Here is a 23,116-nt window from a genome sequence, read left to right as displayed (position 1 = left end):
CCAGGGTCGAGTTCCTCCCCACTCTGTATTGGACCTGAGAGATTCCGCGAACGCGAGGTCCGCATTGCACCGTCGGTGAGGACAGCCGGGCTCGGCTGTCCTGCTTTCCAGAGTTGCCTTTCCGCTGCGGTGCTGGGCCTGAGAGATTCCTGGGGAGGGTTTGCTCCTACGGCGCCTACCGGTGTGTGAAGTCAACGGCAGAACTCTCCCGCTGCGGGTCAAGGGCGTTATTTAGTTGCGATCGTGATCAAGCTTACTCTTGCGCTTCCTGAGCCGGAAATGGTCCGGTCAGGACCAGTTCAACGGCGCATCCCCAACTCCGGCACCGGCAGCCCGAAGACGTCCTTCAACGCCAATCTGGCCGCGTGGTACCCGCCCATTCCGTGAACACCGGGCCCCGGAGGTGTCGACGCAGAGCACAGGTACAGACCGTCAACCGGCATGCGCCATGGGTTGGGTCCGAAGGAGGGGCGCGCGAGCAGTTGCGGGATGGTGACCGCCCCGCCGCTGAAATCCCCGCCCACGTAATTGGCGTTGTACTGTTCCAGATCCGCCGCTGTCATCACGTGCGAACGGACGACGACGTCGCGGAACCCCGGTGCGAAACGTTCGATCTGCCGCACGATGGCCTCAGTCATATCCCGCGTCGATCCGTTGGGGACGTGGCAGTAAGTCCAGAGGATCTGGCGTCCGTGCGGAGCGCGGGTGAAGTCGAATACAGAGGGCTGCGATACCAGGACATAGGGCTTCTCCGGATGTCGGCCGGAAGCGACGTCAGCCTCGGACGCCGCAACCTCCCGGCGGCTGCCGCCTGCATGAACGGTTCCGGCCGATCGTACTTCTTCATTTGCCCATGGCACTGGACCAGAGAGGATGAAGTCGACCTTGCACGCTCCGTCGCCGTATCGGAAGCCCTCCAGCGCGGAAAGGTAGCGCTGAGGCAGCCGGTCTCGGGCCAGATCGGCCGCAACCCGGGGTGAAACGTCGAGCAGGACTGCGCGTGCGCCGTCGAACTCGCTCACCGATGTGATCGGGCGGCCCGTGTGGATTCTCCCTCCGTGCGCACGGATATCTTCCGCCATGGCATCCACCAGCGCCTGCGACCCACCCACCGGGATCGGCCAACCCACCGTGTGCGCCAACGCTCCCAGGGTGAGGCCGGCTCCGGCGGCCGCGAGGGTGGGAAGGGGGGAGACGGCGTGGGCGGCCACGCCGGTGAACAATGCCGCTGCCTCTTCGGTTGAAAAACGTAAGCCCCACAGGGGTGTTCCCTGCTCAAGCGTCGCCCGGCCCAGAAAGGCCGCGGCCACAGGATTCCGTGGAACACGCAGGAACGAATTAAGGCCCGTGTCCACCACGCCCTCTATGTGCTGCACGAGCGGGCGCATCAGACGCCGCCAGGATTGCCCGTCCTTGCCCAGCCCCATGGCGGTGCGTCCGAGGTCCCGGTACGCGAGCCCCGCCCTTCCGCCGTCGAGCGGGTTGGCATATGACAGCGCCGGCACAACGAAGGGAACGCGGTCAGAGAGGGCGAAATCACGGAAGAAGGGCGATGCCAACGCCATCGGGTGCACCGCTGAACAGACATCATGGCGATGATCCGGTTCGAGCAGCTCCATGGAGCGGGAGCCGCCGCCGATAGCATGCTCAGCCTCGAACACCTCGACACTGAGTCCCGCCCGTGCCATCACGACGCCGGCCGCCAGCCCGTTGGGTCCGGCACCGACAATCGCGACGTCAGTCATGGTTAGTTCCTTGCCTCGGAGCGGTCTGTCCGCAGCCTCGACAACGACGCCGCCGCCCCCATCAGCAGCGCGCGACCCTTCGCCGGTGCTGTCCTGCGGAACGTCAGCAGCCCTGCAACTACCCGGTATTTTCCCGGGTTGAGGGGGATGTCGTAGGTGGTGGGAATTTCGACCACGTTCTTCGAGAAATTCCGCTTGAAGGTGGTCACATTAACCAGCTGGGGATAGTTCTCGCTCACGATCCCGGTGAGGCCGCATGCGGTGTTGCCGGCAGCCTTGAGCTGCTTGAACGCCTCCCACAGGAGCAGGTAGGGGGCGAACGTCTTCCGGGCATCGTGCGTGCTGCCCGCGAAGTAATACACCGAGTAGCCACGGTACTCGGTGGTGATCAGCCAACTCACCGCGCGGCCTTCGACGTACGCCACCATGAGGCGCAGATAGTCGCCCAGTTGATCCAGAAGCTTCTCGTAGTATTCAGCACCGAAGCTTGCGAAGCCGTCCCGTTCAGCTGTCTCCTGCAGGATCGGATAAAGGTCCCGCCGGAACACATCGACCCACTCGGGCCGCTCGATAGTCCGTATCTCGACACCCGAACGCTCAGCCCGCCTGATGCTGTTGCGTGCGTTTGGTCGGAAGGACTTGAAGATGGCGTCCTCACTGGGCGTGAGGTCCACCACGATCTCGCGCTCGTACCAGCCGTGCTCGATCGGGCCGTCAGCAGGAGCCTGGGGATGCTTGACCTGCATCCGGACGTAGAGGGGATCGGTATCGACGTCCTCGTCGAACTGCGCCTGGACCGTCCGCATGAGGCGAAGCTCCGCGTCCGGCGAGCGGTCCCCCAACCAGACGGGGCCGTTGATGGCCACCAGGGATTCGCGGAATCGCCGCCGCACCCGGAGCAGGCTCATCAACACGGCCGGCGCGCCGTCGTCGTCGTAGTAAGCCCACAGCCCATACGGTTCCCGGCCGAGGCTCCGCTCGAAGTCAGCCCACTGCGGGGTCTGCTCCAGGGGGATGACGACGCCTGGGTGAGCCGATGCAATCGTCTCAAAAGCTTCAGGCGTCAGGCGTTCGCTGCGGAAGACGGAACGTGTCACTGTGGGTCTTTCGGTGCGGGAATCGGCGGGTCCTGAGCGGACGCCCTCAAGCCTACCCGAGCATGGTGAATCCGATCCGAAGCGCCGTCGAAGGGGCCGCCCGCCGGATCGTCGATTCCGAGTGTGCGAACCGGGTCGTATTCGGGTTCAAGTATATGTTGGGCAACTCGGTACATCAGATAGCCGGTGACCAGTAGCCGCGCGAGGACGGCCAAAGCCACGTACAGCGGATCGATGTTGTTGGCTACAGCTCCAGCGGAGGCCTCTCGCGCGGCGAACATCCAGTGCGCCCACCAGTGCAGCACCTCCGCCACTTGCCAGACAAGAAGTATTCTCCAGTCGACATAGGAGAGCGCAAGAAAGGGCAGTAGCCAGAGGCTGAGCTCAGGACCATAGTCGGGAATGATGAGCACCAGGGCGCCAATGAGGAGAAATATCACTTGTGGGAGCCGGGGGCGCCGCGGAGCGCGCAGCACCAGCAGCACAATGAGCGCCGCCAGCACTACGAAGCCGACGGATCCTGCCACCCCCACCGCACCGGGCGGCATGGGAGGCAGTCCCAGCCGATCCGCAAGGAGGTTATACGCCCCCCACACGGAGGACGAGATACCCAGGTGCGGGGGGTCGTACTCCCATGGAAGGGCGAGCGCCTGCGAAGGGCCGAATGGGAGAACGGTAATAATCCAGACCGCGGCAAGGGCACCTGCGGTTACCAGCGCTCCCCTGAACCGCCCGGTACGTGCGGCCAGAAGAACCACCGCCGCAAGAACAAGCACAACGTGAACGCTGAATCCGGCACCGAATCCGAGCAGTATTCCTGCCACCGCGTAGTGGTGCCGGGCGAACGCCCTGACAGCCAGGATGCTCAGAAGAACCGACAGCAGCACCCAGCTCGAGGTCGCGGTCAGAACGGCGATCGGCGCAACGGCCACAATCGCTGCATCCCAGGGCCGCCTGCTGGCCAGCCGCATCGTCGCAACAACGGTCCCCAGCCACGCCGCTGCAATCACCACAGCGTTCACATCGAAGTACTGCACCACTGACTGCGTCTGCACTATTCCATCCGCAGACGTCGGAACCAGCAGAGCCGTCAGTCCCGCAACCACCCCGACCAGCAATGGGCCATCGAAGGCGGATCCTTCCGCGAACGGAGACAGTCCGCTCCCGATGCCCTGGAACCTGAACGCTTCGGTCCAGTCCGAATAGCAGGCGCGGTAGAACTGTTCCGGACGTGCCCAACCATCCGTTCGGCAGGGCACCTTGACCAACACTGCAAGGAGGGCCGCCGCCGTCGTCATGAGAATGAGAACCCGCTCGACGGTGAAGATTGCCGGCCGTACGCGGCCGGGCGCGGCATGCCTGCCCAGCGGTCCCCCGACGGACTCGGTGAGCTGCCTCAAGAGGGGATCTTTACGGGAGGGCACCGAGATGCTCACCGGGCGGCGCGGGCTCTCCTCGTGCTCCATGTACCGAAGCCTAGCGAACCGCTACGACGACGGCGCCTCCCCGCGATGTGCCGCTTCGCCCGTTCCCATTGGACAGCGACGGAATGCGCGAGCCACAACGCGTGTTGGCAATAACAAGTAGACTGTGTGAGCTGTGGATTTCGCCGCGGGCAAAGGCAACATAACCTCAGTCTGAGCGGTTCAGAATGCGCGTAAAGAGGAGAACAGTGGGAACTAACCCCATTCGGGTAGCAATTGTCGGTGTCGGAAACTGTGCAGCATCACTTGTACAGGGTGTGCAGTATTACAAGGATGCGGATGCAACGGCCACCATCCCGGGCTTGATGCACGTGGAATTCGGCAAGTACCACGTCGGCGACGTCCAGTTCGTCTCTGCCTTCGATGTTGATGGCAAGAAGGTCGGCCTGGATCTTGCTGATGCGATCGGTGCCAGTGAAAACAACACCATCAAGATCGCGGATGTGCCGGCAACGGGCGTCAAGGTGCAGCGCGGCCACACCCTGGACGGTCTGGGCAAGTACTACCGCGAGACCATCGTGGAGTCCGACGCCGAGCCTGTTGACGTTGTGGCCGAGCTCAAGGCTTCGCAGGTCGACGTCATGGTGTGCTACCTCCCTGTTGGATCCGAAGCGGCTGCGAAGTTCTACGCCCAGTGCGCCATCGATGCCGGTGTCGCATTCGTCAACGCCCTGCCGGTCTTCATCGCCGGCACCAAGGAGTGGGCCGACAAGTTCACCGAAGCCGGTGTCCCCATCGTGGGCGATGACATCAAGAGCCAGATCGGCGCAACCATTACGCACCGCGTCATGGCGAAGCTTTTCGAAGACCGTGGAGTGACGCTGGACCGCACATACCAGCTCAACGTCGGCGGCAACATGGACTTCAAGAACATGCTTGAGCGGGATCGCCTCGAGTCCAAGAAGATTTCCAAGACGCAGGCTGTCACCTCCAACGTGGAAGCCGAACTTCACGCCGACGACGTCCACATCGGTCCATCCGATTACGTCGCCTGGCTCGACGACCGCAAGTGGGCTTTCGTCCGGCTTGAAGGTCGCAACTTCGGAGACGCTCCGGTGTCGCTCGAGTACAAGCTGGAAGTTTGGGATTCCCCGAACTCGGCCGGCGTGATCATCGATGCAATCCGCGCAGCGAAGATTGCCGCAGACCGCGGGATCGGCGGCCCCATCCTGTCGGCGTCGAGCTACTTTATGAAGTCGCCGCCGGAGCAGTACAACGATGACATCGCCCGCGAGAAGGTTGAAGCCTTCATCCGCGGCGAGGTTGAGCGCTAAACGACGCTCCTTCGACGAAACGCTCCCGGTCATGCCGGGAGCGTTTCGTGTTCACAGGAGGATTTGGCTAGTGCGGCCCGCGATGCGTGAGAGATTGTTGACATGAGCAATCGCTCGGGGCGTCTGCTGCCCATACTTCCCGGCCTCGCATTCTGCCTTGCCGCTGCTGCCCTGTCGTGGCTGGGAAGCAACGTGATCCCGGGTGCCAGCCCCCTCCTGATAGCCATCCTGCTCGGCGCAGTACTGGGCAATGTCCTACCCATGCCGGCGATCTTCTTCCAGGGAATCGCCGTAAGCGCCAAACACCTTCTGCGGGGCGGAATCGTGCTGCTGGGACTCCAGCTACCGTTCTCGGCGGTTCTCGGGCTTGGCCCGGGTGTGCTGTTGATCGTTCTCGCATCGGTTGGGGTGACCTTCGCAGCTACCGTCTGGTTCGGCAAGCTTCTGGGGGTCGCGCCTTCCCAGCGCCTACTGATCGCGTCCGGATTCTCAATCTGCGGCGCGGCCGCCGTAGCGGCGACGGAGAGCGCGGCCGGAGCCCGCAAAACAGACGTCGCGACCGCCATCGGGCTCGTAGTACTCTTCGGGACCCTCATGATTCCCGCCGTCCCCTTCCTCGGGGAACTTCTGGGACTATCCGACAGGGCTCTCGGGATCTGGATAGGTGCGTCGACCCACGAGGTAGCGCAGGTAGTCGCAGCGGGCGAAGCTGTTGGCGGCACGGCACTGGCCGTAGCCGTCACGGTCAAGCTCGCCCGGGTGCTGACGCTGGCCCCGATCATCGCCGGAATCACGATGTACCAGCGCCGGACGGACCCGCGGACCGGTGCTTCGCTGCCGCCCGTAGTCCCCCTGTTCATACTGGGATTTGTCGGGGCAATGCTGGTGCGCAGCGTCAGCGCCCTTCCCCCAGGTGCTCTGGAACTGGCGCAGCTTGTGCAGACGTTCATGCTTGCCGCAGCGATGTTCGCGCTCGGTCTCGGCGTGCACTTGCGGAGCCTGCTGCGAGTGGGCCACCGACCGGTTCTGCTTGGCCTGCTCGCGACCGGGGTCATCCTTGCGGTGTCTCTGACCGGTACCGTAATGGTGGCGGCGCCGCGACCCTGAACAGCCTGCGTAGGGTCATGTGGATTCCTCACCGCCGAGACGCTGAATGCTGCGCGACGCCTGGGCCAGTGCCACCAGACTCAGCAGCAACTTGCCATAGGCACGCACACCCACCGCCACGGCGAGCACCGTCCTGTCCCGGGACTTCTCGTCGAACACCACTCCCAGGTCCTGCTTCGCCACCTGATCTGCTGCGCGTGCGTAACCCAGTACGACGTCGGCGCTCACCGACAGTCCCATCGCCTCCATTTCGCGAAGCGTTCCATTGAGCACCGCGCGTGCGTCAGTTGGTACGTCCGGCCAGGAATATGCGTCCAGCAGTTCCCTGACGAGCGGAAGATCGGGCAGGGTCTGCGGCGGTGCTCCCAATACCATTGCCTGGGTCCTGCCGAGCAGTTCGAGCCGGGTGACGGCAGGATCGTCGATCAGCCCGATCAGGGACCGGATTTGGTCAATCCGAAGCCCCACGACCGATCGAAGCCCGGTGATCAACTCAAGACGTTCGGTGTGCCTGGGCCCATACTCGGCTCGGGTGGGATGAATCTCGTCTCCGCGGGGCAGGAGACCTTCGCGGAGGTAGAACTTGATGCTTGCCGTGCTGACACCCGTTGCGGCGCTCAGTTCGTTCAGCTGCATCGGGTGCTCCTCATCGGATAGTAGATCGGCAGCAACTATCCAGATATACATTCATAGGATAGTGCGCCTATCTTATAGGCATGGACTGGAGCCCGCTGATAACCGCCCACGTGATCGCGGCGCTTTACGTACTGGTGCTCGGGCCGATCAATATCTTCCGGCGACGCCGCGACCGGACACATCGAATCATCGGATATACGTGGGTAGCCGCGATGTACTTCGTCTGCATCAGCAGCTTCTGGATCGTCTCCGACGGGCAGTTCAGCTGGCTACACGGCCTCTCTGCGTTCACCATCGTCACCGTGACGCTCGGTCTGGTATCCGCCATCCGCCGCAACATCGTGGCCCACCGGGCGAACATGATCGGCAGCTATATCGGGATCGCTGTTGCCTTCGTCTTCGCGGCCACCGTGCCCGGGCGCGCGATACCACTGCTATTGGCTGATGACCCGGCCACCGCGCTCGTCGTCGCTGCCCTGGTCCTCCTGACCGCGGGCGCCCTGTATCTCGCAGTCCGACCTCGGTCAAAGGCACCGAAGGTCCTCGTTCGGCCACGTAAGACGCCGGCATAGGCACTTCCCGTCCATTGTCACCGGCGGGCGAATGAAGTGGCCTACACCGGGTGTTTGAGCGACTCCAGTGCAACGAACTCGGTCTGAAGGAACTGTATTGCCGCCGCGAGCCCTGCGCCCGTGCCCGCCGCCGGCTGGTTGCCGTGAGCGATGATGATGTCACCCTGTTGAGCCCTGACCACTTCCTGCGTGACCGCCTGCGCCGAAAGCGTCGCTCCCGCATCGCCGTTGATGCTGAATCCGGTCGGAGTCTGGCCGAGGGCAAGGCAGATCTGGGAGGCTACGTCGTCCAAATGGGCGGTCCCGGACCGAAAGAAGCGCGGCGGCTTGCCGGCGAGTTCGGAGATTACCTCGGTGTTCTGCATGATCTCGTCGTATACCTCGCCCGGTCCGGTTGTACCGGGTATGCCGTAGGCGCTCTGTCCGTTCACGCTCAACGGAAGATGTTGCGTGCCATGGTTGGCGATTTCGAACAGCGGATCGCCCGCCAGTTCCTTCGCCAGACCCGGGTTACCGGCAATCCACCGAGCGTTGAGGAACAGTGTGGCCTGTACCTGGTGTTGGCGCAGGAGATCCAGGATCGTATGGTCTGTCTGGCTTCCTCCCGGCCCTCCGCAGTAATCGAGGGTCAGAGCAGCGCCTCCGGCAGTTGTGGGCAGACGACTGGCCACTCCGGGGACATCCAGCCCCCAGTGCTGGGGAGCGAGACCTGAGAAAGTAGAGATGATCTCGTCCCGTGTAGGCAGCGCCGGCTCCGGCTCCGGCGGCGGACTCGTGAGTGTGGGTCGTGGTGTCGGTGACGGCGCCGTAGAGGGCGTCAGTGCGGGGAACGTGCTCTCGGTCGGCAGGGTCTGCGGCGCCTTTGCCGCACATCCCGCCAGCGTCATACCAAGACCGGCCAGAATGAAGGCTCGGCGGCCCGCGTCGAACGGCATAGGACTCCTTCAGGCTGGGTGATCCTCGTCAGTGTAGGCATTGACCATCTCCGCAGCGATGTATGACGTCACCCACTGAAGTGTGTCGCCCCGGGGCGTCTGTTGGAAGGACGTTCACGACGTTACTGCTGGACCACCGCCTGACGGGCCGTCACAAAGGCCGAAACACACGCCTCAACATCCTCGGCGCTGTGTGCGGCCGAAAGCTGGACGCGAATACGCGCCGCGCCCCTGGGTACCACCGGGTAGCTGAACGCGACCACGTAGACACCATGCTCCAGCATGTTGTCGGCCACCCGGGCGGCCACAGCCGCGTCACCGAACATGACCGGGATGATGGGATGCTCGCCCTCCAGCAGGTCGAAGCCCTCCTCGGTCATCCGCCTCCGGAACAGCGCCGCGTTCTCGCTCAGCCGCACGCGAAGATCCGCGCTGTTTTGCACCAGGTCCAGCGCCGTCAGAGTGGCTGCGACAATCGACGGGGCGAGCGAGTTGGAGAACAGGTACGGCCGCGCTCGCTGCCGGAGCAGTTCAACGATCTCGCGGCGTCCGGACACATAGCCGCCCGATGCTCCACCGAGGGCTTTACCGAAGGTACCGGTATAGATGTCGACGCGATCGGATACACCGGCATGCTCGGGTGTTCCGGCGCCGGTGGTGCCCATGAATCCGACGGCGTGTGAGTCGTCCACCATCACCATGGCGTCGTACCGCTCTGCCAGGTCGCAGATCTCCTGCAGCGGAGCAAGGTAACCGTCCATCGAGAAGACACCGTCGGTGACGACGAGCCGGCGGCGGGCGCCGGAGGCTTCCTGCAGCTTCGCTTCCAGATCCGCCATATCGCGGTTCGCGTAGCGGAACCGCTGCGCCTTGCTCAGCCGGATCCCGTCGATGATTGAGGCGTGGTTCAGGGCATCGGAGATCACGGCGTCGTCAGCGCCCAGCAGTGATTCGAACACTCCGCCGTTCGCATCGAAGCAGGAACTGAAGAGAATGGTGTCATCGGTCCCGAGGAACCGGGAGACCCGCTGTTCGAGCGCCAGGTGCAGGTCCTGGGTTCCACAGATGAAACGCACCGACGCCATGCCGAAGCCGCGGTCGTCGAGCGCGCCTTTCGCGGATTCGATGATCGAGGGGTGATCGGCAAGGCCGAGGTAGTTGTTGGCGCAAAAGTTCAGAACCCGCGCTCCTTCACCGTTCCCGAGGGCGGCTCGGATCGCGCTGGACTGCGGAGACGAGATGGTCCTTTCCCGCTTGTACAGACCGGCATCCCGAATCTCCTGCAGCTCTGACTGCAACTGATCCTTGACTGAAGCAAACATTCCCAACTCCCTAAATTGACGACCAGTCGAGTACGACTTTGCCGCTGCGCCCATTGCGCGCGATCGTGAAACCTTTCTGCCAGTCCGACGCCGGCAGCACGTCCGTCACTACACTCGCCACAGCATCACGCAGCCGATGATTGGACTGCAGCATGGCGCTCATCGCATACCAGGTTTCGAACATCTCCCGCCCGTACACGCCCTTCAGGGTGAGCATGTGCGTGACGACCTTCCCCCAGTCGATGGTGATGTCCTGCGCGGGCAGCCCAAGCATCGCAATCCGGCCGCCGTGGTTCATGTTGTCGATCATCTCGGGCAATGCAGTGGGGTGTCCGGACATCTCAAGCCCGACGTCGAAGCCTTCCACCATGTGCAGTTCCCGCTGCGCCTCCGTGATCCTCATCCTGCTCACATCGACGGCGAGATCGACCCCGATGGATCTGGCGAGATCAAGGCGCGGCTCAGAGACGTCCGTGATCGCGATATTGCGGGCACCCGCATGACGGGCTACGGCAATGGCCATCAGCCCGATGGGTCCTGCGCCGGTGATGAGAACGTCCTCGCCGACCAGGGGGAAGCTCAACGCGGTGTGAACAGCGTTCCCAAACGGGTCGAAGACCGCACCCAACTCGGGCGTCACGCCGTCGTGGTGCACCCAGACGTTGGTTTCGGGAAGGACCACGAATTCAGCAAAGGCGCCGTCACGCTGCACACCGACGCTGACGGTCCTGATACACATCTGACGGCGTCCGGCCCGGCAGTTGCGGCAGATACCGCACACAATGTGGCCCTCACCGGATACCCGGTCTCCCACCCGCACATCGTGGACACCGTCACCAAGCTCAACCACCTCGCCGTAAAACTCATGACCCGGAATCAGCGGTGCCCGGATGATCCCAGCCGCCCAGGCGTCCCATGACTCGATGTGGAGGTCTGTTCCGCAGATTCCCGTGGTCAGCACGCGGATCTTCACCTCCCCGATACCGGGGACGGGCTCCGGTCTGTCGACGAGGTCAAAACCGGTCTGGGAACCGGCTTTATAGAGCGCCTTCACTCAAAGTCCTTTCGTCAGGTTCGCGAGGTGGGGTACCGACGGGATGGAGCCGGAGACGGTGTTACTCAGAACAGACCTACTGCGCCGCCGTCGTCGTCGACGTCCATGCGCAGGGCGCCCGGCTCCCTGGGCAGTCCGGGCATGGTCATGACGGCGCCCGTGAGGGCCACGATGAACCCGGCGCCGGTCTTCGGCATCAGGTCGCGCACATGGAGAGTGAAGCCCTCGGGCGCACCCAGCAGAGTGGCGTCATCGGAGAAGGAGTACTGGGTCTTCGCCATGCAGACCGGCAGCCGGTCCCACCCGTTGGCGCGGATCTCCGCCAGGCGGCGCAACGCTGCAGGAGCGAATTCGACGTCACAGGCCCCGTAGATTTCCTGGGCCACCGTGCGGATCTTCTGGTCCACCGGAAGGTCCAAAGGATAGAGGTGACGGAACGACCGGGGGGCCTCCAGGGCCTCCAGGACTTTCGCGGCGAGCTCATCTCCGCCGGGACCGCCACCGCCCTCACCCCAGATGTCCGCAACGGCAGCACTGATACCTTTGCCGGCACACCACTGCAACAGCCAGGCCAGTTCCTCATCGGAGTCCGTAGCGAACTTGTTGATCGCCACCACGGGCGTGATTCCGAACTTCAGCACGTTCGTCACATGCCGCTGCAGGTTGACCACTCCGCGCTCAAGCGCCGGGACATTCGGCGCCCGTAGATCATCCTTCGCCACGCCTCCGTGCATCTTCAGCGCGCGGATGGTCGCCACAAGTACGACGGCGTCCGGCGCCACATCCGCCGACCTCGCCTTGATGTCCATGAACTTCTCAGCGCCAAGGTCAGCACCGAACCCGGCCTCAGTTACGACAACGTCCGCCATCTCCCGGGCTGTCCGGGTGGCAATCACCGAGTTGCAGCCGTGCGCAATGTTGGCGAACGGCCCACCGTGTACCAGCGCGGGCGTGCCGGCGATTGTTTGCACTAGGTTTGGTTTGATCGCGTCTTTCAGCAGGAGCGCCAGGGCACCCTCAACCCCGAGGTCCGCCACGGTCACGGGTTTCCTGTCATACGTGTAACCGACAGTCATCGCGGCGAGCCGTCGCTTCAGGTCGGCAAGGTCGGTCGCGAGACAGAACACTGCCATGACCTCCGAGGCCACCGTGATGTCGAACCCGTCCTGGCGCGGGATCCCCTGCGCGGGACCCCCGAGTCCGATCACCACCTCCCGCAGCGCGCGGTCGTTGACATCGAGCACGCGTTTGAACGTGATTCTGCGGGGATCGATATTGAGGGGATTGCCCTGGTAGATCGAGTTGTCCACCAGAGCCATCAGGGTGTTGTTGGCACTGGTGATTGCGTGAAAGTCGCCGGTGAAGTGGAGGTTGATGTCCTCCATCGGCAGGACCTGCGAGTAGCCGCCCCCGGTGGCGCCACCCTTCATACCCATCACCGGACCCAGGGAAGGTTCACGGAGCGCAACCATCACGCGTTGACCTGCCCTCGCCAGGGAGTCAGCTAGTCCCACCGTGCAGGTGGACTTGCCCTCCCCGGCTGGCGTGGGGCTCATGGCGCTCACCAGCACCACCCTTGCCGGCGCCTTGCCCGGGACGCGAGGTAATCGCGCGGGATCGATCTTTGCCTTGTACCGCCCGTACAACTCCAACGCCTCAGCAGGAATACCCGCCGTCGCTGCAATGTCCTCGATGGGGCGCATGCGGGCGGCTCGTGCAATGTCGAGGTCGGACACTGGGGCGTGGATAGACGTCATCGTCTGAATCCCTCCGGGGTGCTGGCAGGACTATGGGCGGCTCGGGTGTGAGCTCACGACCAATCTACCAGCGGGGCGAGCGACGGTTATGCCGCGCATCACATGCGTTCGTCGCCATCAGTCAGGACAGTCCCGCCCGCTCGAGAATGTACCGGGTCATCGGCTCATAGAGCCCCGGACACAGATTGTCGTCCAGGGGAACCGCAACCTCGAGCTGTCCCTGCGCTTCGGAGACAAACAGGCCGGGATCGTTGCAGTCGGCGAACCCCAGGGTCGGTATTCCTTCGGACGCGGCATGTCCGGCCCAGCCGTGATCGGCCACCACCAGCTGTGGCGGCAGCGCACCCTGCGAGGCCAACAATTCGAGGCTGAGCCTCATCGGCTCCGGGTAATGGGTGTGGACGAGTCCGCCGTACTGGTGCCATGCCAGGACGCCGAAGAGCTGCCGAATGTCACCGTCCCGGAACGGTTGGCCTTCCGGCACCCGCACCACTGTGGCTCCGCCCCGCTCAGCGGCGGAAGCGAGCGCAGCATGAACGGGCAGCAGGCCGGCGGGATGGCCGGTAGCGAACAGAATGCGACCCTTCGCGCGAACAGCATCCCCCAACCGGTCCGCGAAACGGTCGAGCGCCGCAACGCACTTACCGGCGTCGATGGTGTCCTGACCCTCGAGCAGTGCAGGGTCGGCGCTGGTGCCGACGCGCTCGTGCATCAGGTCGAACACCTCGTCGAACGTCCACTCACGTGTGAGCCGCACGCCGAACTCGAGGTGCTCATTGCCCTCAAGGAACAGCCGCATGTGCCGCAGGTTGTCCTGTCGGGGCGTGGCAACCTTACCGGTGATACCTACAGAGTCGAGATAACTGGCGAGTTCTTCGGCGGCATTCACCACTCCATCGTAGGCACACCCGGGGGCTCGCGGGCCGCCTTCGCGGTTCAGAGGGCGGGAGCGGCCTCATACTGCTCGACGGCGGTGCGGTAACTCTGCGCTGTGAACAGTGCTGTGCGCTGCCACCCGAAGGCGAGCGCGTGTACCGCAGCGTGGGCGCCGAGCGTGCGGCGCATGTCGCCGTCGTCGTGCAGGACCTCCAGGGCGGCTGACCACAAGGCAACACCGTGACCATCCACCAGGATGCCGGTGCGTCCATCGCTGATGGCCTGGGGCAGCCCGCCCACGTTGGCTGCGAGCACGGGCGTACCGCAGGCCTGGGCTTCCAGGGCAACCAGACCAAAGGACTCGCTGTAGGAGGGCATGGCCACGACATCGGCTGCACGGAACCAGTGCGCAAGCTGGGCGGGCAGGACGGGAGGGTAGAGCCTGACGACGTCGTGCAGTCCAAGCCGGTCGATCAGCGGCTGGAGTTCCAGCGCCTCCGGCCCGCTGCCTGAGCCGATAATGCTGACCTGCAGCGGAATGTCAGGGCGCCTGGCGAGCAGATCCGCGGCAGCCTCCACGAGCAGGTGCGGACCTTTCAGTTTCTGAATCCTGCCGGCGAAGACCACGTGGAACGCCTCGGCCGGGAACTGGAGACGCTCCCGGGAAGCGGGGCGATGCAGTGCGTGGAAGACATCGAGGTCGACGCCCGGAGCGACTATATCGACCTTTTCGGCGGCGGCTCCGTAGAGTGACTCGAGTTCGGCAGCCTCCGTACTCGTGTTGGCGATGAGGCGGTCGGCGCCGTCGACGATGGAGTGCTCACCGGCGATACGGGACTCGGGTTCCATCACGCCGCCGGCATGGAGCCTGAGGTTCTTTACCTTTGCCATGGTGTGCATCGAGTGCACCAGCGGCAACTTGAGTGATTTCGCAACGGTAAGGCCCACTATCCCGGACACCCAATAGTGCGAGTGGATAACGTCGAAATGCCCGTCGGCAAGGAGGTCCGTGGCGTCCGCTATAGCGTCCGCGAGGTCATCGGATAGCTGGGGCAGCACTTCTTTGGGCACCCGTCGGGTAGGCCCGGCAATGAGGTGGCGCACCAGGACACCCGGGCCAAGTTCCTCAATGTGGGGCTGCCCGTCGGCGGCTGCACGCGTGAAGATTTCGACGTTGATGCCGACCTTCGCAAGTTCGAGCGCCACTGACCGGACATAGACATTCATCCCGCCGGCGTCTCCGCCACCGGGCTGGTCGAAGGGCGATGTGTGAAGCGACAGCATCGCAACGCGCTTCACGGGGGCCACGCACCCTCCCTTCACTGTCACTTAAGGGCACACCTGCTCTTGCCCGCTAACCATCTTTGACCATATAACGCGCACAACAGCCGCTACATTCCGTGACAGGTGCGGCGAATTGGGGCTGCTGCTCCGTTAAAGGCGGAAGCCCGCGCTGGGAAGCGCGGGCTTCTCCTGGAATGGGATCGATGACTTGCATCGGACCCTCCTTCGCGGATCGACAGGACGCAGCTACACAGCCGCATGGACGCTGCTACTTGATGAACAGGTGATGCTGTGGCAGGGCGTAGGACTGGGCGTTGTCCCAGGCGCTATCGACCGACAATTCCTGTATTCGCTTCCAGAAGGAAACACTTTCGCGGAGTTTCTTGATCATGAGGTACACCTCCTTTCGCTGCATGAAGTCGGGCATCACCGCTGCAGAATCGATCGCTTCAGGGCTGGGATCGCCTGCCCTGCCGTCGAGGCGGGTGAGATTGCCTGACATGATGAATTCCCCCTGAGAACGCGGCTGTTCGTCGACCTGCGTCGCGGTGCGTTCTGTGGAAATGGGGACAGATAGGACCTGAGAAGCAGGCATGGATATCTCCTGGAATTGTGGTGCATGAAGTGGAAATGGCGCGTAAAAGCACATCCCCTAAAGGGGGCACGAAAAAGAGAGGCGGACTACGCCTGGCACACAAGTAGTGAAAGAAACTTCTCGCAGAAGTAATTAGGAGAGAAGTGCCAGTTTCAGCAGGAAATTAGTGCGCTGCGACGGCGGAGGCTGGGCGGGTTCGCGCGGCCATCATGCCGCCGAGAAAGTTAATCACCGAATCCCACCTCCACTTCTATCTAGCGCTTACCTGGACTGTGCAAAAAGCCGGGAGATTGAGATCTCCCAATGCCACTTCTCAAAGCTACCGCAAAGGAAGGCCCTTCGCCTAGCTCTTTTCGGGGAATATCTGAAATCTTTTTGGCGCGAAAATTGCGGGGCGATTACGCTGTCAAAGGTCGGGCTTCCCTTAGCACCCCGGGCCGCTCAGGAGACGGCGTGCTTCCTACTCAGGCGCTGCGCGATCCACTGTAAGTCGACGGCTTTCAAGCCAGCCCATAGCGCAATCAGCGATCCGGTGAGCTCCAAACCCTCTTCAAGCATGGCGACGAACTGGTACAGCAATCGACTCCCGGGCGCCGCGAGATTGTCAGAGAAGTTCACGATGATTCCACCCAGCAGTTCGAACCCGACAGCCCCCAGGAGAAAAACAGCCCCCGCAACGATGAGCCGACGGCGCAGCGTGGCATCTATTCGCCGGGCAAGCAGCAGAAGGATCACACCCGCGGTGACTGCGAAAGGGATGCCAATGATGAGCCAACTGAATGTAAATGGCAGGGACAACCCCATCAACCGGGCGGCGATCGCAAACTTCTCATGGAACAGGGTGGCTTCGTCGATTGACATGCCTGCTGCCACCACCGCGAAACAGAAGTAGGGGATGGAACTTTCACCGTTTGACCGGCGAATCAACGCCAGAGTCGCAAAAACCACACCTACCGCTGCAAGCAAGAGCACGGAGTACCAGGTCCACACACTGTCTTCCCTGGACGCGTAAGTCATGTCGCGGATCATGAAAAAGGCCGCGGAGATGCGTCCCCCACCTTCGAAGACAGGCGAGAAAGCATCAATAATCGCCCCTACCGCCAGCAGGGCGGCGCCGGCCCACCCGAGCGTCGAAATCAGCTTTCCCATTACGATTGCCATACCTCCTGAGACCTTCACAAGACGGCGCCGCCGAATAATCAACCGGTTCCCGGTATCTCGTGATGAAGATCGATTCTAGTGGGCCAATATGAGAGTGATATGAGAGTTCCGGACGGGCGTAAGGAAGCACCGGTGAAGCTGAAGCGCCTTCGCGAGGTGGATGCGCTGCGCAGCTTCGCGCTTGGCGGCATCCTCATGGTCAACATCTGGTACTTCGCCGACCCGTTCACCGTCGCCGGCGAAATCAGCCCCGCCCACGACTCTCCTGCCGATGTGACGGTTCGGTTCACCGTCGCAGCGCTGTTCGAAGCAAAGTTCTATCTGCTCTTTTCTTTCCTGTTCGGATACAGCTTCGTCTTGCAGTGGCAAGCGGCCGTTGCTGCGTCCGCCTCCCCGGTTCAGCGGATGTCGCGCCGATTGACCGCCTTGCTTGTCCTCGGTTTGCTGCACGGGACCTTTCTGTTCTTCGGAGACATCCTGCTCACGTACGCGTTGATGGGCTTCATTCTGCTGGCGACGTACTCCATCCGGACATCCGCAGCCGTCATCGCGGGCAGTGCCCTGATCGGAATCGTCGGATCGGCCATTCTGGTGGTGGGACTTTTCGTCGCCGTAGCCTCGGTAGGCCTCCCGCCGGTGGGTTTCGATGTCGACGCAGACGCGCTCGTGCAGAGCCCAGGCTCCGCATTCTTCGCCAACGTCGACAATTTCCTGAACAACGTTGCCGGAGTCGTGCTGTTCCAGGGCCCCCTCTCCCTGGCGATGTTCTACCTCGGTCTCGCAGCCGGAAGGGTTGGACTCCTCTCAGGGCAGCTTTCCCGCCGCGCTCTCACGACGACGGCGTCAGTAGCCCTCCCGGTTGGCCTCACCGCCGGGGCGATCCAGGCCTACCTCACCAACTATGTGGACGCTGAGCAGTTCAGCGTTCTAGCGGTCGGGATCTCGACGCTCACCGCGCCCTTGCTGACGGCCGGATATGTCAGCCTCCTCCTGCTGTTCTTCCGCACGACGACGGGAGGCAGGTTCCGTGACTTCCTCGCCCCCGCCGGCCGCATCGCGCTCACCAACTACCTGATGCAATCGCTGATCATGGCCTTCCTCTTCACGGCCTACGGGCTGCGTCTATCGGACCAGCTGCCCGCCGCCGCGGTGGCAGGCATCGCCGTCGTTATTTATGCAGCCCAGCTGGTTTTCAGCCGGATCCTGCTCTCACGGGTCTCAATGGGTCCGATGGAGTGGCTGATGCGCCGCATCACTTACGGCGCGCGCAGGGCACAGGCTGTGCGGAATTAGATGTTCCAACGCAGGATGGCCGGCGTGTGCTTGTCCCAGCCGAGGGCGCAGACCGCAGCGGTACCGAGGATGAAGCGCCGTCCTTCAACGGCGTCGAACTCCAGCCAGCGCGCGGTGAGAATGCGAAGAAAGTGCCCGTGCGCGACCAGAAGTGCGTTGCGGACGGGAACGGCGTTCGGATCCTGATCCGCGGGCGTTCCGCAGCCCGCCTGGACGCGGGAGATGATTCTGTCGGCGCGAGCTCCCACCTCGGCGAGCGTCTCGCCGTTCGGCGCGCCGTCCTTCCAGATGAGGTACCCGGGATTCTCCTCGCGCACCTTCACGCTGTTGCGGCCTTCGTTGTCGCCGTAGTCCCATTCATGAGCGTGCGGCAGTACTTCCGCGTTCGGGAAGCCCGCCAGCTCTGCTGTCCGCCGGGCACGCTGCAGCGGCGACGTGAAGACCACGTCGAAGTCGACGCCGGTCAGCCGGCCGGCGGCGTCGCGGGCCTGCTGCTCCCCGCCCTCGGTCAGCGGAAGGTCCGTGAGTCCCGTGTAGTTGCCGTCCCGCGACCACTCGGTCTCGCCGTGTCGCAGGAGCCAAAGGTTCGGCAGCGGCGTGCCGGCGGGCGTGAGGTCGGCGGCAGCGGCGCCCGGCTGGCTCACGACTCATCCCCGGCGGCTTCGGGCTGGCTGGACCACCAGGTGCGCAGTTTCGCCTCAGCCTCGTCCGGGGTGTGCGGGCCGTGCTCCATTCGCTCCTCCAGCAGGTAGCGGTAGGCCCGCCCCACGACGGGACCCGGCCGGATGCCTAAAAGGGCCATGATCTGTTCTCCGTCCAGGTCTGGCCGTATGGCCGCCAGTTCTTCCTGCTCGGCGAGCGCAGCAATGCGTCCCTCGAGGTCGTCATACGCGAACGCGAGCCGCTCAGCCTTTCGGCGGTTGCGGGTTGTCACGTCCGAGCGCGTCAGCCGGTGCAGCCGCTCAAGGTGGGGGCCGGCGTCGGAGACGTAGCGGCGGACCGCTGAGTCAGTCCAGCCCGCCTCGCCATATCCGTAGAACCTCATGTGCAGTTCCACGAGGCGGGCCACAGCCTTGATCGTGTCATTGTCGAAGCGAAGCGCCTTCATCCGCTTCGCCGTTAGCTTCGCTCCGACGACGTCGTGGTGGCGGAAGCTCACCGCACCTGACGGTTCGAAGCGCCGCGTAGCCGGCTTGCCGACGTCGTGCATCAGTGCAGCGAACCGCAGCACGAAGTCGGGAGCCGGCACCGCACCGTCATCGTCGGTTTCCAGCTCACAGGCCTGCTCCAGCACGGTCAGGGAGTGCTGGTAGACGTCCTTGTGCCTGTGGTGCTCGTCCATCTCGAGGCGAAGCGCGGGCACCTCCGGCAGAACGTGGTCGGCTAATCCGGTGGACACCATGATGTCGATCCCGCGGCGGGGGTGCGCCCCGTTGATCAGCTTCGTCAGCTCGTCACGCACCCGCTCCGCGGAAATGATGGTGATGCGCTCGGCCATTGCCGTCATGGCTCCACGCACCTCCGGAGCAACTTCCACTCCCAGCTGGGATGCGAACCTCGCCGCGCGCATCATCCGAAGCGGATCATCAGAGAACGACGACGACGGCGCACCCGGGGTGCGCAGCAGGCCGGCGTGGAGGTCCTTGACGCCGCCGTAGGGGTCCACGAGTTCCAACGAGGGAAGCCGGAGCGCCATGGCGTTGATCGTGAAGTCCCGGCGGAGAAGGTCATCCTCCAGGTTCGTACCGAACGCCACCACGGGTTTGCGGGAGGATGGATCGTAGGCTTCCGCCCGGTAGGTGGTGACCTCGATCGTGAACGAGTCCTTGCGAAGGCCGATCGTGCCGAATTCCCGGCCGATCTCCCAGAAAGCGTCAGCCCAGCGGCGAATGACAGCGATGGTCTGGTCCGGGTCGGCGTCCGTCGTGAAATCCAGGTCCGGCGAGGAGCGCCCAAGGAAAAGGTCGCGGACCGGGCCGCCCACCAGAGAGAGTTCGTGGCCGGCATCGGCGAAGAGACGACCGAGCTCGGTGACCACCGCCGGAAGCGGGGCGGTCAGCGGGGAGTTTTCCAACAGGTGCACCATAGTGGTTTAAGCGTGCCAGAGATCAGCCCAAACACCATTACGGGGAAGCAAGGATGGGCATCCGTCCCCAATCGTCGGCTCGCGCACGGCAACACGCCGCACGTTCCGCGCCGCCGCGTCCGCCCCGGGCGTCACGTCATCATCGCCCCGCAAAGGTCGTTAGAGTGGGGACATGGACCGACCCGTTCCCAGCGCCCCCAAGCGCACCCCATTGACAGCGTCAATGGGCCGGACGAGCGCGCCCATGATCCACCAGACGCTTCCGACAGTGGAGGAAGTATCGGCCGGCGGAATCGTCGTCGACACGTCAACCGACCTGCTCAATGTCGCGATCATCGCCCGTCTGAACCGGGGTGGACGCCTCGAGTGGTGCCTGCCCAAGGGGCACCCGGAAAACCAGGAGAACAACGAGCAGGCAGCGGTGCGTGAGATCGAAGAGGAAACAGGCATTCGCGGCCGTGTCCTTGCAGCGCTGGGCAGCATCGACTACTGGTTCACCGTCAGCGGGCACCGCGTTCACAAGACGGTTCATCACTTCCTGCTGGTCTCGACCGGTGGACACCTCACCATCGAGAACGATCCCGATCATGAGGCCGTGGATGTGGCGTGGGTTCCCCTCGCGGATCTTGGCCGCAAGCTCTCGTTCCCGAATGAGCGCCGGATCGCCGACCTTGCCCGAGAGGTGCTTCCGCAGTACCTGTAAGTGGGTTGCCTCCCGGGCACCGACGGCGGGTGACCGGCGTGGGAGCGTATTGGTGAGACGATGAGTAACGATGTCTGATACCAACACCGCCTCAATACCCGTCCAGGATGCGGGCGTGGTTCCCAGCCGCCGTCCCACCCCGGCGGGCGAAGTTCCGCCCACCGATTCAACCGCACGCTCCAGCGCAATCATGGCTGCAGGCACGCTGGTGTCGCGCATACTCGGCCTCGTTCGGGTGGCGCTCCTCGCAACGGCGATCGGCACAGCCGGTGCGGTGTCGGACCTCTTTCCCGCGGCCAACAACCTGCCGACCTATATCTTCCTGATGATCGCAGGCGGTGTGTTCAATGCGGTGCTGGTGCCGCAGATCATCCGTGCCAGCCAGCAGGAGGACCGTGGAGCGGACTTCGTAAGCCGGCTCATGACGCTCTCGGTCATCGTCCTGTTCGTCCTGACGGTACTCATCACACTGGCGGCGCCCTTCCTTGCGGATCTGCTGACGAATGTATCCGGGGATGCGCTGGCCTTGACGACGGTCTTTGCCTACTGGTGTCTGCCACAGATTTTCTTCTACGGCCTGTACTCGATCATCGGACAGGTCCTCAACGCCAACGGATCCTTCGGTCCCTACATGTGGGCTCCTGTGGTGAACAACATCGTCTCCATCGGGTTCCTCATCGCCTTCATCACCCTGATGGGCGCTGAACGGACTACGGGCCACACCCCGGACACGTGGACGCCCACGCATACCCTGCTCCTCGCGGGAGGAACCACCCTCGGAATCATCGTCCAGGCGCTCGTGCTCATCGTGCCGCTGCGCCGCCTGCGCCTCGGCCTCCGTCCCAGGTTCAGGTGGCGCGGTGTCGGGCTGGGGAAAACCGGCCGCCTGGCTTCCATCACCATCGTGACGATGCTGATCGGCAACGGCCTGTACATGGTCAACCAGTGGGTTGCCACCATCGCTACCGAGGCACGAACCGACCTCCCCGACGACACCTACATCGCCGGCCTCACCAACCTGGATATCGGTTCGCTTGTCTACGTCCTGCCGCATTCGGTGATCGCTCTTTCCCTGGCCACCGTCATGTTCAACCGCCTCGCCGCGGCGCATGCCGAGAACGATCTGCAAACCACGAAGGAAACTCTTTCGCTTGGCCTGCGGACCATCGGCGTTGCGACTGTCTTCGGTGCTGCAGCCCTTCTGGCACTGGCAGCGCCCCTCGGCATGGTCTTCTCCGGTGGCATCCGCGAAGGCGGTGCCCTCAACGCCTTGATCATCACCCTTCTTGCCGTTGGTGCACCCTTCCTCAGTGCCAACTTCTTCATGAACCGGGTGTTCTACGCCGCTGAAGATGCGATCACCCCGCTCAAGGTCCAGCTCATTCTCTCTGTGGCAGGGGTAGCCCTGGCTCTCACGGCGAGCCTGTTCGAACCAGCCCTGATCGTCCCGATGCTTGCCCTGAGCTTCACGGTCGGCAACATCATCGCCGTCATCGTCAGTCATTTTTTCCTTGTGCGGCAGATCGGGAGCTACGGGGCCGGACACATCTACGACGTCCACGTGCGGCTTAGCATCGCCGGGCTGGTATCAGCCGCTGTCGGCGCCGGCATCCTCTGGCTCTTCGGTGGCTACCAGCCCAATGGATTCGTGTGGCAGTCTGTCGGCAGTGCCACCGTCGTACTTCTGGTGGCAGGTCCCCTGATGGTGGCCGTATACGTAACCATGCTGAAGGTCCTGCGAGTCACAGAGCTGAGTGACTTCCTTGCTCCGCTCCTGTCTCGCTTCAAACGGCGCTAGAGGGCGACACCGGGGCATAGACGCAAATTGGCCCGGGAGTCACCGGTAGCATTGGTACAAAGTATCCACATCCGGGAGGAACACGTGCCAGAAGCAGTAGATGTTGGTTCAGTACTGGGCGGCCGCTATAAGGTCACCGCTTATGTACTGTCCTCTGCTGAGAAGGACCTGGTGCTGGACGGCGTCGATCAGGTATTGAATCGGCCGGTAAGCATACTCGTGGCATCGCCCTCCAATGCCGGCCAGGTTGCTACCAGCGCGCGAGAAGTTGCCACCGGCGAGCGGCCAGGAAACATCCAGGTGCTCGATCTTGGAATCACCGACGCCGGCACGTACC

General features: G+C 63.4%; 20 protein-coding genes, 1 pseudogene and 2 riboswitches. Of the genes and pseudogenes, 7 read left to right on the top strand and 14 right to left on the bottom strand.

Annotation, left to right across the window (positions count from 1 at the left end; all coding sequences use genetic code 11):
- Positions 1 to 13: 13 nt before the first annotated feature.
- Positions 14 to 117: riboswitch (glycine riboswitch) on the bottom strand.
- Positions 118 to 221: riboswitch (glycine riboswitch) on the bottom strand.
- Between the two features lie 78 nt (positions 222 to 299).
- From RIF85_RS02605 to RIF85_RS02595, 3 genes are read right to left on the bottom strand one after another with little or no spacing between them, the layout of a single operon-like run.
- Positions 300 to 1,745 (bottom strand): NAD(P)/FAD-dependent oxidoreductase, encoded by a 1,446-nt coding sequence (locus RIF85_RS02605; RefSeq protein WP_309070352.1) that lies wholly within the window; start codon positions 1,743 to 1,745, stop codon positions 300 to 302.
- 2 nt (positions 1,746 to 1,747) lie between these two features.
- A complete protein-coding gene (locus RIF85_RS02600) occupies positions 1,748 to 2,842 on the bottom strand; it encodes a peptidoglycan bridge formation glycyltransferase FemA/FemB family protein (RefSeq protein ID WP_309070351.1) in 1,095 nt (364 codons plus the stop codon).
- On the bottom strand, positions 2,839 to 4,308 hold the full coding sequence (locus RIF85_RS02595) for a hypothetical protein (RefSeq protein WP_309070350.1): 1,470 nt from the start codon (positions 4,306 to 4,308) through the stop codon (positions 2,839 to 2,841). Before RIF85_RS02595 ends, RIF85_RS02600 begins: the two co-directional genes overlap by 4 nt.
- 206 nt (positions 4,309 to 4,514) lie before the next feature.
- Between RIF85_RS02595 and RIF85_RS02590 the strand changes: the two genes are divergently transcribed.
- Both RIF85_RS02590 and RIF85_RS02585 read left to right on the top strand, forming a co-directional pair.
- Positions 4,515 to 5,600: an inositol-3-phosphate synthase gene (locus RIF85_RS02590; protein WP_309070349.1), complete on the top strand. Its 1,086-nt coding sequence runs from the start codon at positions 4,515 to 4,517 to the stop codon at positions 5,598 to 5,600.
- Positions 5,601 to 5,702: 102 nt separating this feature from the next.
- The gene (locus RIF85_RS02585) at positions 5,703 to 6,707 is read left to right on the top strand and encodes a putative sulfate exporter family transporter (RefSeq protein ID WP_309070348.1); all 1,005 of its coding nucleotides are present in this window, start codon (positions 5,703 to 5,705) and stop codon (positions 6,705 to 6,707) included.
- A gap of 15 nt (positions 6,708 to 6,722) precedes the next feature.
- Here the strand turns inward: RIF85_RS02585 and RIF85_RS02580 are convergent, their stop codons facing one another.
- Entirely contained in the window at positions 6,723 to 7,394 is a 672-nt protein-coding gene (locus RIF85_RS02580; RefSeq protein WP_309070347.1) for a MerR family transcriptional regulator, read from the bottom strand.
- A 29-nt stretch (positions 7,395 to 7,423) separates the two neighbouring features.
- Here RIF85_RS02580 and RIF85_RS02575 point away from each other — a divergent pair, with 29 nt between their 5' ends.
- A complete protein-coding gene (locus RIF85_RS02575; RefSeq protein ID WP_309070346.1) occupies positions 7,424 to 7,915 on the top strand; it encodes a DUF2306 domain-containing protein in 492 nt (163 codons plus the stop codon).
- A 41-nt stretch (positions 7,916 to 7,956) separates the two neighbouring features.
- On the opposite strand, the gene RIF85_RS02570 is transcribed toward RIF85_RS02575, so the two are convergent.
- From RIF85_RS02570 to RIF85_RS02535, 8 genes are all read right to left on the bottom strand, one after another.
- Positions 7,957 to 8,850 carry a polysaccharide deacetylase family protein gene (locus RIF85_RS02570; RefSeq protein WP_309070345.1) on the bottom strand — a complete coding sequence of 298 codons (894 nt, stop codon included), beginning with the start codon at positions 8,848 to 8,850 and terminating at the stop codon, positions 7,957 to 7,959.
- Between the two features lie 122 nt (positions 8,851 to 8,972).
- Positions 8,973 to 10,172: a glycine C-acetyltransferase gene (locus RIF85_RS02565; protein WP_309070344.1), complete on the bottom strand. Its 1,200-nt coding sequence runs from the start codon at positions 10,170 to 10,172 to the stop codon at positions 8,973 to 8,975.
- 10 nt (positions 10,173 to 10,182) lie between these two features.
- A complete protein-coding gene (gene tdh, locus RIF85_RS02560; RefSeq protein ID WP_309070343.1) occupies positions 10,183 to 11,226 on the bottom strand; it encodes an L-threonine 3-dehydrogenase in 1,044 nt (347 codons plus the stop codon).
- Between the two features lie 65 nt (positions 11,227 to 11,291).
- On the bottom strand, positions 11,292 to 12,983 hold the full coding sequence (locus RIF85_RS02555; RefSeq protein WP_309070342.1) for a formate--tetrahydrofolate ligase: 1,692 nt from the start codon (positions 12,981 to 12,983) through the stop codon (positions 11,292 to 11,294).
- A 121-nt stretch (positions 12,984 to 13,104) separates the two neighbouring features.
- On the bottom strand, positions 13,105 to 13,872 hold the full coding sequence (locus RIF85_RS02550; protein ID WP_309070341.1) for a phosphatase: 768 nt from the start codon (positions 13,870 to 13,872) through the stop codon (positions 13,105 to 13,107).
- 47 nt (positions 13,873 to 13,919) lie between these two features.
- Complete coding sequence (gene mshA, locus RIF85_RS02545) at positions 13,920 to 15,167, bottom strand: D-inositol-3-phosphate glycosyltransferase (protein WP_309070340.1); 1,248 nt, start codon at positions 15,165 to 15,167, stop codon at positions 13,920 to 13,922.
- 244 nt (positions 15,168 to 15,411) lie between these two features.
- On the bottom strand, positions 15,412 to 15,738 hold the full coding sequence (locus tag RIF85_RS02540) for a hypothetical protein (protein WP_309070339.1): 327 nt from the start codon (positions 15,736 to 15,738) through the stop codon (positions 15,412 to 15,414).
- Positions 15,739 to 16,179: 441 nt separating this feature from the next.
- Positions 16,180 to 16,899 (bottom strand): hypothetical protein, encoded by a 720-nt coding sequence (locus RIF85_RS02535; RefSeq protein WP_309070338.1) that lies wholly within the window; start codon positions 16,897 to 16,899, stop codon positions 16,180 to 16,182.
- A gap of 132 nt (positions 16,900 to 17,031) precedes the next feature.
- Here RIF85_RS02535 and RIF85_RS02530 point away from each other — a divergent pair, with 132 nt between their 5' ends.
- The gene (locus RIF85_RS02530) at positions 17,032 to 18,192 is read left to right on the top strand and encodes a DUF418 domain-containing protein (RefSeq protein WP_309070337.1); all 1,161 of its coding nucleotides are present in this window, start codon (positions 17,032 to 17,034) and stop codon (positions 18,190 to 18,192) included.
- Here RIF85_RS02530 and RIF85_RS02525 read toward each other — a convergent pair.
- Both RIF85_RS02525 and RIF85_RS02520 read right to left on the bottom strand, forming a co-directional pair.
- Positions 18,189 to 18,836, bottom strand: coding sequence for a histidine phosphatase family protein (locus tag RIF85_RS02525; RefSeq protein ID WP_309070336.1), 648 nt, complete (start codon positions 18,834 to 18,836; stop codon positions 18,189 to 18,191). The two genes, RIF85_RS02530 and RIF85_RS02525, sit on opposite strands and share 4 nt — an antisense overlap.
- Entirely contained in the window at positions 18,833 to 20,278 is a 1,446-nt protein-coding gene (locus tag RIF85_RS02520) for a CCA tRNA nucleotidyltransferase (protein ID WP_309070335.1), read from the bottom strand. The genes RIF85_RS02525 and RIF85_RS02520 overlap by 4 nt, the downstream gene beginning before the upstream one ends.
- Before the next feature lie 223 nt (positions 20,279 to 20,501).
- Between RIF85_RS02520 and RIF85_RS02515 the strand changes: the two genes are divergently transcribed.
- From RIF85_RS02515 to RIF85_RS02505, 3 genes and pseudogenes are all read left to right on the top strand, one after another.
- A complete protein-coding gene (locus RIF85_RS02515) occupies positions 20,502 to 20,981 on the top strand; it encodes an NUDIX hydrolase (RefSeq protein ID WP_309070384.1) in 480 nt (159 codons plus the stop codon).
- Positions 20,982 to 21,051: 70 nt separating this feature from the next.
- Complete coding sequence (gene murJ, locus RIF85_RS02510; RefSeq protein WP_309070334.1) at positions 21,052 to 22,779, top strand: lipid II flippase MurJ; 1,728 nt, start codon at positions 21,052 to 21,054, stop codon at positions 22,777 to 22,779.
- Between the two features lie 84 nt (positions 22,780 to 22,863).
- A pseudogene (locus RIF85_RS02505) lies at positions 22,864 to 23,116 on the top strand (ABC transporter substrate-binding protein); the annotation flags it as partial.

This window comes from Arthrobacter sp. (assembly GCF_031179385.1).
GTDB lineage: Bacteria > Actinomycetota > Actinomycetes > Actinomycetales > Micrococcaceae > Arthrobacter_D.
The sequence above is the reverse complement of the archived record's forward strand: the minus strand, read 5'-3'. Positions and strand labels throughout refer to the sequence as shown.

Excerpts from the sequence above, each read along its gene's own strand:
- RIF85_RS02565 (WP_309070344.1), bottom strand. The coding sequence starts at position 10,172 with ATGTTTGCTTCAGTCAAGGATCAGTTGCAGTCAGAGCTGCAGGAGATT.
- RIF85_RS02575 (WP_309070346.1), top strand. The coding sequence starts at position 7,424 with ATGGACTGGAGCCCGCTGATAACCGCCCACGTGATCGCGGCGCTTTAC.
- RIF85_RS02580 (WP_309070347.1), bottom strand. The coding sequence starts at position 7,394 with ATGTATATCTGGATAGTTGCTGCCGATCTACTATCCGATGAGGAGCAC.
- RIF85_RS02540 (WP_309070339.1), bottom strand. The coding sequence starts at position 15,738 with ATGCCTGCTTCTCAGGTCCTATCTGTCCCCATTTCCACAGAACGCACC.
- RIF85_RS02515 (WP_309070384.1), top strand. The coding sequence starts at position 20,502 with ATGGGCCGGACGAGCGCGCCCATGATCCACCAGACGCTTCCGACAGTG.
- RIF85_RS02535 (WP_309070338.1), bottom strand. The coding sequence starts at position 16,899 with ATGGCAATCGTAATGGGAAAGCTGATTTCGACGCTCGGGTGGGCCGGC.
- RIF85_RS02520 (WP_309070335.1), bottom strand. The coding sequence starts at position 20,278 with ATGGTGCACCTGTTGGAAAACTCCCCGCTGACCGCCCCGCTTCCGGCG.
- RIF85_RS02595 (WP_309070350.1), bottom strand. The coding sequence starts at position 4,308 with ATGGAGCACGAGGAGAGCCCGCGCCGCCCGGTGAGCATCTCGGTGCCC.
- RIF85_RS02585 (WP_309070348.1), top strand. The coding sequence starts at position 5,703 with ATGAGCAATCGCTCGGGGCGTCTGCTGCCCATACTTCCCGGCCTCGCA.
- murJ (WP_309070334.1), top strand. The coding sequence starts at position 21,052 with ATGTCTGATACCAACACCGCCTCAATACCCGTCCAGGATGCGGGCGTG.
- RIF85_RS02605 (WP_309070352.1), bottom strand. The coding sequence starts at position 1,745 with ATGACTGACGTCGCGATTGTCGGTGCCGGACCCAACGGGCTGGCGGCC.
- RIF85_RS02570 (WP_309070345.1), bottom strand. The coding sequence starts at position 8,850 with ATGCCGTTCGACGCGGGCCGCCGAGCCTTCATTCTGGCCGGTCTTGGT.
- RIF85_RS02555 (WP_309070342.1), bottom strand. The coding sequence starts at position 12,983 with ATGACGTCTATCCACGCCCCAGTGTCCGACCTCGACATTGCACGAGCC.